The sequence below is a fragment of the Desmonostoc vinosum genome (assembly GCF_059505385.1).
Map to the genome: position 1 here is coordinate 70353 of NZ_JCACKM010000305.1, position 11385 is coordinate 81737.

An 11385-nucleotide genomic window follows, 5' to 3' on the forward strand; every position below is an offset into this window, starting at 1 on the left:
AGAAAATTTCTCAAAGAAAAATCAAGCTTGTATCAGAATCAATAGTTTAAATTTCCTCGAATCCCGCCTTTTAGTGAAGGAGATTTTTAAATTTTGAGGTAAGACAAACTATCAATACCAAAGAATCATTATCAAAAAGCTTACATGAGTGTTTTGGTGCGTGGGAGTTAACTATGGTCGTTAGAGGGAATTTTTTGAACGCTAGAGGGAATTTTTCTGTTGGGTAAGAAAATCTTTAGGGTTGATGCCGAACTTTTTTCTAAAAGCCTCTGCGAAGTAACTGCGACTAGCAAAACCCACTTTCCGCGCTACTTCTATGACGTTCATATCTCCTTGTGCCAATAGTTGCTGTGCTTTTTCGAGGCGATAGTTATGTAAATAATGAAAAGCTGTTGTCCCAAAAACAAGACGAAAACCCCGCTTGAGAGTACACTCATTCAAACCTACTTGTCGTGACAGTTCTACCAAAGAGGGAGGATTGTCAAGATTTCGCAATAAAATCTCTCTAGCGTGGTAGAGGTGTTCTAACTCATCTGCTTTAAATGGATAAGTCGGACTTTTACCTTTTTGCTTTGCTAGTTCTTGTTCCACGAGTAACGCCATTAGTTCTAAAACTTTCCCTTCCAAGTACATACGCTTGGTGACGCCATGGTAGGGACAGTGTAAAATTTGTTGCAAGGCTGTTTGCATTGCTAGTGTTGTGATTCCAGAGTTACTGTAGTAGATGCGATCGCTATTTTGACCACCTTTGATTAAATGCTGTAATTCTGGCGGCAATTGCCCAGATTTATCGCCAATAAATGAGCGCAAAATCTCTGGTTCCATATGAACATTAATTTCAACTAGCTGCTGTGTTGTCAAAGATTGACAATCTTCTTTTGGTGCTATGCCGCTACCATAGAGGCCGTATTCTCCGGTATTAATAGCCCAAAATTTATCTATGTGATTTCCAGACAGATAAAAGATATACTCCAAGCAATGCTCACGTTCAGGAGCTTGGGTGATCAAATAATCGTGCAGACGGAAGTTGCTGATTTGCAACTCTAATCCTTGCCGCAGTTCAATTGAGCGTAAATAACCTTGACCTAACTGCTGAGGATATTTATAAACTATGTCTAAATCATCACTAGGGTCAATTTTATCTACATTATTGACATTTTCATCAAATAGTTCCCAGTAAGCCTGCTGTGAAATAGTGATTGTCATTAGCTGTATGCTAGTTCTAAATGAGAATTATATGTATTAAGCATACAGATAATAGTGGCGATCGTGTAATCACCAATAAATGCCTATACTAGATGCAGTGACACTCCTTTGAGAAATCTGTCAATGACAGCATCGATAGAACAAAACTTCGACAAAGTTGCACCAATTCCACAGTTAGAAAGTGGAGACAGACTTACTCGCTGTGAATTTGAGCGTCGATATACTGCGATGCCACATTTGAAGAAAGCAGAATTAATAGAAGGAATTGTTTACGTGGCATCACCTTTACGTTTCAACAGTCATGGCAAACCTCATGGTAACTTGATAGTTTGGTTAGGAACTTATAAAGTTTCCACTCCTGGGGTAGAGTTGGGTGATAACGCCACAGTACGTTTAGATTTAGACAACGAACCGCAGCCAGATGTTGTATTGTTGATTGATGAAAATTTAGGTGGACAAGCACGTATCAGTAAGGACGATTATATTGCAGGCGCACCAGAATTGGTTGCAGAAGTTGCAGCCAGCAGCGCTGCAATTGACTTATATGATAAGAAAAAAGCCTACCGTCGTAACGGCGTTCAAGAGTATATTGTCTGGCAAAGTTTAGAGAATCAACTCGCTTGGTTCAGCCTACAAAATGGAGAGTATGTATCATTACAACTAAGTGCAGATGGAGTGATTAAAAGCCGCATCTTTCCCGGTTTGTGGTTGGATGTACAAGCGCTACTTCAAGGAGAAATGGCAAAAGTTTTAGCTGTGTTGCAACAAGGATTGCATAGCGAAGAACATATCAATTTTGTGCAACACTTAGCAAGCAAGTCTCAGTAAAAAGAACAAATAACCAAATTAAAGGAACCTGTTGATGACGGCATCAGCCAAAAAGATACCTATACTACCTTTAGAAAGTGGAGACAGACTTACCCGCTGTGAATTTGAGCGTCGATATACTGCGATGCCACATCTGAAGAAAGCAGAATTAATAGAAGGAATTGTTTACGTGGCATCACCTTTACGTTTCAACAGTCATGGCAAACCTCATGGTAACTTGATAGTTTGGTTAGGAACTTATAAAGTTTCCACTCCTGGGGTAGAGTTGGGTGATAACGCCACAGTACGTTTAGATTTAGACAACGAACCGCAGCCAGATGTTGTATTGTTGATTGATGAAAATTTAGGTGGACAAGCACGTATCAGTAAGGACGATTATATTGCAGGCGCACCAGAATTGGTTGCAGAAGTTGCAGCCAGCAGCGCTGCAATTGACTTATATGATAAGAAAAAAGCCTACCGTCGTAACGGCGTTCAAGAGTATATTGTCTGGCAAAGTTTAGAGAATCAACTCGCTTGGTTCAGCCTACAAAATGGAGAGTATGTATCATTACAACCAAGTGCAAATGGAGTGATTAAAAGCCGCATCTTTCCCGGTTTGTGGTTGAATGTACAAGCATTACTTCAAGGAGAAATGGCAGAAGTTTTAGCTGTGTTACAACAAGGATTGCATAGCGAAGAACATACAAATTTTGTGCAACACTTAGCGATTAAGCCTTAATTTACAGGAATTTCTATAGTAAATTTTGTTCCTTGTAGAGGCGAGGAAATACACTGTAATTGACCGCAGTGCTTTTCTACCACAATTTGCTGACTAATCGATAATCCTATACCTGTGCCTTTGCCCATAGGTTTAGTAGTAAAGAAAGAGTCAAAAATTTTAGAGCGAACATTCTCTGTCATCCCAGAGCCATTATCAGTAATCGATATTCTAACACGTGAAGTGGGGCGATCGCTTTTAGACAATCCACCTTCGGTTGTCTCGGTACGAATACGAATTTGTAAGCGATCACTTGCACAATCTTGAGAGCAAAAACGTTCTTCTATCGCATCAATGGCATTAGCTAAAAGATTCATAAAAACTTGATTTAGCTGACCAGCATAACAGGTTACTAATGGCAACACACCATATTCTTTAATCACTTCAATATCTGGACGTTCAGATTTAGATTTTAAGCGATGCTGCAATATCATTAAGGTACTATCAATACCTTCATGGATATCAACTGGCTTCATTTCATTTTCATCTAAATGAGAAAAATTTCTAAGCGACAGTACAATTTGACGAATACGTTGACTACCTAATTGCATTGAGGAAATTAGCTTTGATAAATCAGAAATTATAAATGGCAAGTCTATATCTTCAATCTGATTCACAATTTCTGGTACAGGATTTGGATAATGTAATTCGTAGGTTTGTAGTAACTCAATTAATTGTTGAATATACTCCTGCATAGGCAATATATTACCATAAATAAAATTAACAGGGTTATTAATTTCATGCGCTATACCTGCAACTAGCTGACCTAAGCTAGACATTTTTTCAGTTTGCACTAACTGTAATTGAGCATTTTGTAGAGCATTTAAGGAATTTTCTAAAGCAATGGCTTTTTCTCTTTCTCTTTGCTCACTTTCACGCAGCGCTATTTCCATTTGTTGACATCGCTCAATTTCTAATTGCAATTTCTGACTTAAAGAATAACTTCTTAAAGCAGTTAGTATCGTAGTGTATAACTTTTGCATTGTCAATTCGGTTTTAGTTTTATAATCATTAATATCGTAGTTAAAGATAATTTCCTTTTCTGGTACATGACCTGGTTGCCCAGTACGTAAAATAATTCGTACTAATTGATTACCTATAACTTCCCGAACATATTTGACAAACTCTAGCCCAGCATTATCTGTTTCCATAATTACATCTAAGATAATTATGGCAATATCAGAATGTTCTTGAATTAACTCTTTAGCTTGATTAGCTGAGTAAGCATTGATAAAAGCTAAAGATTTCTTTTCAAAAACAAAGTTTGTCAGGGCAATATTAGTAGCAGTATGGACTTCAGATTCATCATCTACAATTAGAATTTTCCAGTTCTCATTTGGTAATTCTTCATCTACTTCAGCAGCAAACACTAACTCATCATCTAAATTGATTGAATGATCAATATCACATGAAGCCACATTTTGAAATGATTTATCTTTTTCAACAAAGGTCAAAGTATTTTGTAACATAATCTTGTCTGTAAAAAAATGGTAGTGATTAAATTGTAGTTAATCGCACAGGAAACTTAATCATAAACTTTGTCCCTCTTCCTAACTCACTTTGACATTCAATTTCACCTTTCAATTTTTGAGTAACTAAGTTATAAACAAGATTTAATCCTAACCCACTGCCTCCTTGACTACGTTTAGTAGTAAAGAAAGGTTCAAAAATTTTACTTAGATTTTCGGCAGCGATACCTTTGCCATCATCAGCATATTCTAGTTGCAGTTGTTCATCAATTTGCTGGAACTTAAAAACAAGCTTTCCAGAATCTTCTGGCTCGTAAGCATGAATCAAAGAATTCATGAGTAGATTAGTAACAATTTGTGACAATGCACCTGGATAAGAATCTAAAGTAATATCTTGTTCTCCATAAATTTCAATTATATGTTTACTTGTTTTTAATTTAGGTTGTAATTGCATGAGAATCTCATCGAGATAGTTTTTAAATTTGAATACACGTTGTACCTCACTAGATTGATCTACAGCAACTTGTTTAAAGCTTTGAATTAATTCTGCTGCTCTATTTAAGTTAATTAAAAGCGTATTGCCGCTTTGTGTAGTTAAATCAAAAAACTTTTCTAAGTCGGAGCGTTTCATAGTACCGTTATGATATTTAGAACATAAATCTGAAGTATGTTCTACTAAAGCTGAGGCAACAGTAACACCAATACCTACTGGGGTATTAATTTCATGAGCAACACCAGCAACTAATCCTCCTAGTGATGCCATTTTTTCGGCTTCAATTAGCTTACTTTGCGTAGCTTTTAAATTAAGTAGTGTTTCAGATAATTCTTGAGTACGTTGGCTCACTAATTGCTCTAAGTTTTGATTGAATTTTTGTAAGTTTTTGTAGAGTTGAGCATTTTCGATCGCAATGGCAATTTGCGAAGATAATAACCTTAATAGTTCTAACCTATCTGTAGTGAAAGCCCCTTCAGTTAGATTGTTTTCTAAATAAAGAATTCCGATTATTTTACCTTGATATAGCAAAGGAGTACAAAGAATAGATTTAGGTTGAATAGCCACAATATAAGGGTCAGAGATAAACTGTCCCTCTTGAGTAGCATTATTTAAAACAACATTTTCGTGAGTGTGAATTACATAGTTAATAATGGCATCTGATAGTTTGAGTTTTTCCACAGAAGCTGTTTTTGAACTTACCGAAATTGATTGCAGCACAGTTACATCATCACTATTGACTGAACCTTCAGCTTCAATTAGCCATTTACCTTGGTTTTCTAAAATTAAACAACCTTTTTCAGCACCAGCATTTTCAATCACTATTTTCATCAATCTAGCGAGTAAATTGCTTAAAACTATTTCACCAGAAATAGCTTGTGCTGCTTTCATAGCTGTGGTTAGATCTAGGGTTTCTCCGATGCTCGTAGTAGTAAAATGAGATGTTGTTTGGATATTCTTAGTTTTAGCAATTGTCTTCGCTAATTCTTTAACCAACAACTTTGGGTATTTCTCTTCTAAGCTTTTTACTTTACTGAAAGCTCCCCATATTTTATAGTTATGATAAGCTTTTAATAAATAATATTTAGCAAACTCTTCTTTACTATTTGCTAACCAAAATTTAGCTGCTAATTCATTAGCTAAGGCTTTATTTTGAATAAATTCATGCTCACTAGCTGATGCGATCGCTTGATCATATAACTCCATTGCTTTGACAACTTTACCAGAGATACGAGCAATTTCTGCTTCTACTAACAAATATTTATGCCAAAAGTTTTCTGGACATTGTTCTGCCCATTTTTTTATTTTTGTTTGATTATCTGTCAATATTTCCCAATAATATTTTTGTTCAAATTCAGAAGCAGAGGGATAAAGTGCTGTGAGAATTAATGAGTAATAAAAATAATGATTACAACTAGAAATATGTCCCATCAAATAATTCAGCATTTCCGCAGCTGAATTGGCCCATTTTTTGGCTTTATCATACTGTTCATCAATATAAAAAACCTGGGCTTTCAGAACATGATATTCACAAATAGCCGCCATACTCTTATGCTGATGAAATATTTCTAGATACTGGGAATCTCTTAATTCATCTGTTTCTCCTATCAGATTTAATACAGCTAGTTTGTTAGCCAAAATAATATCAGCAGCCCATTGGTTTTGAGTTTTTTCACAAAATAAAATGAAATTAGCTATTTCCTCTAGAAGAAATTCTAAATTTAGCCCTTGGAAGAAAAGGGTGATAGTTTGAAACATCCGGTTATATCCTGCCCATTGCAAATTCCCAGATTGCAACCCAATTTTATAACCTTCGTTGTTAATATTAACAGTTGTTTTAATATGATTCATCCAACAATTTAAATAGTTGGCAAATATCACATTATCTTGGCAGTTTTGAGCTAAATTATTTGTCAGTTCACTTAATTTTAAAGATAGCAGTCCAAATTCGTATCCAGATTGAGCATCTTCTAACATGCAACTCAACATAATGCCATAGCAAGAATAGCAATAGGAACCACCAGCTACAAAACCATATTGGAAAGATAGATTAATTGCTTTAATCACAGTAATCTTCCATAAAGCTTGATGAGAAAAGAACGTTAGTGGCCCCATATGTCCTAATACTTTTAATGCCACTTTTTGCTCTGGAGATTTCATTTTTTCTTCATTAATTAACGAGGCAATTGTTTTATCTCCCAAATATGCTTGAGCTTTAGCTATTTCATTGGGAAGCATCGCTTCTAAATCTTCTACTTTTTGCGATAAGTCAATTCCTAATAATGCTAGTGCTGCTCGTCCGGCTTGAATTGCTTCTTCATATTTAGTTAGCAGGGTATATTGCACAATTAGTATATTGTAAACTTCTGCTTTTTCAATAGCTGATTTTGCTTGAGATAATATTAATCTAATTAATGCATCAGATTGTTCAAAATTTCCGTTTAAATACTCAACTTCTGCTCGTTCCTTATAGATTTTGAAAGCTAAACTATACTGTTGTGTCCATGTGCCTATAGTTAAATTATCCATAGCCATGATCAAATACTCTCTAGCGGTAGCATAAGCCATCGAGCATTTGGCTTTTTTAGCTGCCATTAAGTTCAACTCAGCTAATTGAGCCTTTTGTTCTAAATCATTAATTAACTCAACACCACAATTAAGATGATTAATAATATCAAATATCTTTTCTTCCAGTTCCGCAGCACTACTATTTTTTAATAAGAGTTGACCAATTTTTAAATGAACTTGCTTTTTATGTTTTTTAAGAATAAGTTCATAAGCAGCTTGTTGTACACGGTCATGTAAAAATCTAAAATTGAAAATAACTAAACGAGCATTAATTACTTCTTCTGGTGTAGTTTCTAAATCGGAAACAGGTAAAATTAAGCCTTCTACAATAGCTGGTAAAATGTCTTGAAAAGCTGCTGCTGCTGATTTTTCGCTAATAATACAAAGTGTATGTAAATCAAATGTATTACCTACACAAGCAGCTAACTGTAAAACTTGTTGTGTGAGATCAGGAAGTTTTCTTAATTTTCTAATCATCAACTCTACAACATTATCAGTAATATCCATTGACTCAATATTTGCTATATCCCAATGCCATAAGGCTTGACTAATTGCTGATGGAGGTTGAAAAATTAACAGATTTTCTTGATACAAAGTTTTGAGAAATTGATTAACAAAAAAAGGATTTCCAGAAGTTTTATGTATGATTAATTTGGCTAATGACTGAATGTTGATAGCATCACTGTGCAATGTTTCAGTAATTAGTTCATTAACGTGTTCAATTGCTAAAGGAGCCAAAGTAATATCGTTAATAATGGCTGCTTGAGAACGTAGTGAATTAAGGGCCATCACCAATGCATGTCTACAGTCAACTTCGTTATCTCGATATGCTCCAATTAAAAATAGATAACCCGTTTCTTGATCAGTCATCATTACTTCTAGCAACTTCAGCGTAGCTAAATCAGCCCACTGTAAATCATCTAAAAAAATCACCAAAGGATGCTCTGGCGAACAAAATACTCGAATAAAGTTTTGAAAAACTAAATTAAAGCGATTTTGAGCTTCAGAAGCTCCTAGTTTTTGTACTGGAGATTGTTTACCAATTATGAGTTCGATTTCAGGGATAACATCAATAATTAGCTGACCATTAGCACCAAGAAACTCTGAAAGTTTTTCTTGCCATTGATTTAGTTTTTCTTGATTCTCAGTTAATAGTTGTCGAACTAATGATTGAAAAGCTTTGACTACGGCTGAATAAGGAATATTACGCTGAAATTGGTCAAATTTACCACAGATGAAATAACCTCTAGCTTTAGTAATTGGTTTATAAATTTCTTGTACTAATGCTGATTTACCAATCCCAGAATAGCCGGAAACTAAAATCATTTCTATCGTTCCAGCACTAACTCGTTCAAAAGCTGCTAGTAGAGCAGAAACTTCTTGTTCTCGACCATAGAGTTTTTGCGGAATTTGAAATTTATTAGAAAGGTCTTGTTGTGCAAGTATAAAATCTGAAATATTACCTTGAGTTTGTAATTGTGTTAAACATGTTTCTAAATCAGTAATAATTCCCCAAGTAGTTTGATATCTTTTTTCTACTTTTTTATCTAACAGTTTCATGATAATTTTGGAAATAGACTTGGGTATTTGGGGATTAATTTCGTGAGGTGTAACTGGTTGTTTAGCAATGTGACAATGAACTAATTCCATCGCATCAGCATAGTTACAAGGTAATTGTTGTGTTAGTAGTTCATAGAAAGTTACACCAAGCGAATAAAAATCAGTGCGATAATCCATTGATCGGTTCATTCTGCCTGTTTGCTCTGGTGAAATGTAAGCGAGAGTTCCTTCTAGAACATTAGGGTTTTTAATTGTCGGATTTTCATGAGTTAGTATAGTCGAAATGCCAAAATCTATGATTTTCACTTGAGATGTAGCGGAATTAATAACAATGTTGCCGGGGTTAATATCTTTATGGATAATATTTTTCTGGTGTATTTCACCTAAAACTTTAGTAATTGAAATGGCTATAGATAAAAATTCTATCAATGTCAATTTTCGACGATTCATGATAATTTTTAAGGACTCGCCACCAAAATCCTCTAAGATTATTACGAGACTATTTTGATATTTTTCTAAGCTATAAACCTTAATAACACCATCCAGATCTAAATTTTTCGTAATTTCATATTCTTGCTTGTATCTCACTAGTGCTGATGGAGTGGGATAGTCTTGTTTCAAAAATTTAAGAATTACAGGTTGATGATCTTGGTTTCTCTGTCCTCGATAAACTGAAGAATTAGTACTTTCGTAAATTTGATCAAGAATTGTATAGCCAGCTAAAGTTAACATAATTACCTGATATTTGCCTATCTACTATATGGGTGTAAAATTCAATAATATTTAATCTATTGTTAACCTCTTAACAATAGATTAAATAACAAATAGGAATTAGAAATTTGTAACTACATTGGGTCTTACTTGTTTACTGAGTAGTAAATTAAACCTCACAAGAACAAGATTTTTATCTTTTTACTAAAATGCCCAAAAGTTGAAGAAAAAATTCACCTTTAAACAAAACTAAATTATGGTTTCTTACCTACCCACACTCAGTTTCTGGAGGGTGAAGTTGTAGACGCTGTGGGTTGAGGTTGGTGCTAACTGGTGAAATAAAGCTAAGAAAAGCAACCTAGTAAAAAGGTGATTTAGAGAAAAAGCGATCGCTGTCCCCAGAAAAACCTAACATTAGTAGAAGTGCTAACTATTTACAAGGCAAGCTCATGGCTTACTACATTGCTCCTCGCTTTTTAGACAAACTTGCTGTTCACATTACCAAAAACTTCTTAAATCTTCCTGGCGTGCGAGTACCCTTGATTTTAGGGATTCATGGGCGTAAAGGTGAGGGTAAATCTTTCCAATGTGAGTTAGTTTTCGAGAAGATGGGTATCGAAGCGACGATGATCTCCGGCGGAGAGTTAGAAAGCCCCGATGCCGGAGATCCAGCACGTTTGATTCGTCTGCGTTATCGTGAAACAGCAGAATTAATCAAAGTGCGCGGTAAAATGTGCGTTTTGATGATCAATGATTTAGATGCCGGTGCAGGGCGTTTTGATGAAGGCACTCAATATACTGTGAATACGCAGTTGGTGAATGCCACACTGATGAATATTGCAGATAATCCCACAGATGTGCAGTTACCGGGAAGCTATGACGCCACACCTTTACGTCGTGTACCAATAATTGTCACCGGCAACGATTTTTCTACCCTCTATGCACCGTTAATTCGGGATGGTCGGATGGAAAAATTCTACTGGGAACCTAACCGTGATGACAAGGTGGGGATTGTCGCTGGAATTTTTGCCCCAGATGGACTTTCAGAACGAGAAATTGCACAGTTAGTCGATACTTTTGCCAATCAATCGATTGACTTTTTTAGCGCATTGCGATCGCGCATTTATGATGAGCAAATCCGGGAGTTTATCTATAAAGTGGGCTTTGAACGTGTATCTCTGCGTGTGGTTAACAGCACCGAAGGGCTGCCAAAATTTAAAAAACCAAACTTCAGCCTGTCTCACTTAATCGAGTCTGGTCACTTAATGGTGGCTGAACAAAAACGAGTGGAAAGTTCACAGCTAGTAGATGAATATAATCGCCTGAATCGAGGGAGAAATTCTCAACCAGCACCATCGACTGTGGTCACGCCAATTAACCAAACATTAACTAATGGCTTCCAGCAAAAACAAACTGCAAATACTCATTTGAGTTTAGAGACACAAGAACAGATTCGGCAAATTTTATCCCAAGGTCATCAAATTAATTTTGAACATGTAGATGAACGTCGCTTCCGTACAGGTTCTTGGCAAAGTTGTGGCACTATTCATATAGATGCGGAGTCGGATGCAATCTCAATATTGGAATCTTGTCTCACGAAATACAGTGGTGAATATGTGCGCCTAGTAGGAATTGATCAAAAAGCCAAGCGACGCGTGATAGAGACAATCATTCAACGACCGAATGGTAAAAACTAATCCCCTATACCCTTAGTTGCATAATTATTGACTGTTAATACTAAGCTAAAAAACATCTAAATTACATAATCAAATTAAATAAAACTCTTGTGG

At 35.6% G+C, this 11385-nt stretch carries 6 protein-coding genes; 3 read left to right on the forward strand and 3 right to left on the reverse strand.

Annotated features, from left to right (window positions below; translation table 11 throughout):
* Positions 1-201: 201 nt before the first annotated feature.
* Positions 202-1206, reverse strand: coding sequence for an AraC family transcriptional regulator (locus tag AC5JMF_RS31590; protein WP_495799656.1), 1005 nt, complete (start codon positions 1204-1206; stop codon positions 202-204).
* A 123-nt stretch (positions 1207-1329) separates the two neighbouring features.
* On the opposite strand from AC5JMF_RS31590, the gene AC5JMF_RS31595 reads away from it, so the two are divergent.
* Positions 1330-2034 (forward strand): Uma2 family endonuclease, encoded by a 705-nt coding sequence (locus AC5JMF_RS31595; protein ID WP_495799657.1) that lies wholly within the window; start codon positions 1330-1332, stop codon positions 2032-2034.
* A 34-nt stretch (positions 2035-2068) separates the two neighbouring features.
* Positions 2069-2755, forward strand: coding sequence for a Uma2 family endonuclease (locus AC5JMF_RS31600; RefSeq protein WP_495799658.1), 687 nt, complete (start codon positions 2069-2071; stop codon positions 2753-2755).
* On the opposite strand, the gene AC5JMF_RS31605 is transcribed toward AC5JMF_RS31600, so the two are convergent.
* Complete coding sequence (locus AC5JMF_RS31605) at positions 2752-4263, reverse strand: ATP-binding protein (protein ID WP_495799659.1); 1512 nt, start codon at positions 4261-4263, stop codon at positions 2752-2754. The two genes, AC5JMF_RS31600 and AC5JMF_RS31605, sit on opposite strands and share 4 nt — an antisense overlap.
* A 28-nt stretch (positions 4264-4291) precedes the next feature.
* Complete coding sequence (locus AC5JMF_RS31610) at positions 4292-9616, reverse strand: trifunctional serine/threonine-protein kinase/ATP-binding protein/sensor histidine kinase (RefSeq protein WP_495799660.1); 5325 nt, start codon at positions 9614-9616, stop codon at positions 4292-4294.
* A 428-nt stretch (positions 9617-10044) separates the two neighbouring features.
* On the opposite strand from AC5JMF_RS31610, the gene AC5JMF_RS31615 reads away from it, so the two are divergent.
* The gene (locus AC5JMF_RS31615; protein ID WP_495799661.1) at positions 10045-11292 is read left to right on the forward strand and encodes a RuBisCO small subunit-like domain-containing protein; all 1248 of its coding nucleotides are present in this window, start codon (positions 10045-10047) and stop codon (positions 11290-11292) included.
* The last annotated feature ends 93 nt before the right edge of the window (positions 11293-11385 follow it).

Bases quoted from the DNA above. Each gene is read 5' to 3' on its own strand.
- AC5JMF_RS31590 (WP_495799656.1), bottom strand. From the start codon at position 1,206: ATGACAATCACTATTTCACAGCAGGCTTACTGGGAACTATTTGATGAA.
- AC5JMF_RS31595 (WP_495799657.1), top strand. From the start codon at position 1,330: ATGACAGCATCGATAGAACAAAACTTCGACAAAGTTGCACCAATTCCA.
- AC5JMF_RS31600 (WP_495799658.1), top strand. From the start codon at position 2,069: ATGACGGCATCAGCCAAAAAGATACCTATACTACCTTTAGAAAGTGGA.
- AC5JMF_RS31605 (WP_495799659.1), bottom strand. From the start codon at position 4,263: ATGTTACAAAATACTTTGACCTTTGTTGAAAAAGATAAATCATTTCAA.
- AC5JMF_RS31610 (WP_495799660.1), bottom strand. From the start codon at position 9,616: ATGTTAACTTTAGCTGGCTATACAATTCTTGATCAAATTTACGAAAGT.
- AC5JMF_RS31615 (WP_495799661.1), top strand. From the start codon at position 10,045: ATGGCTTACTACATTGCTCCTCGCTTTTTAGACAAACTTGCTGTTCAC.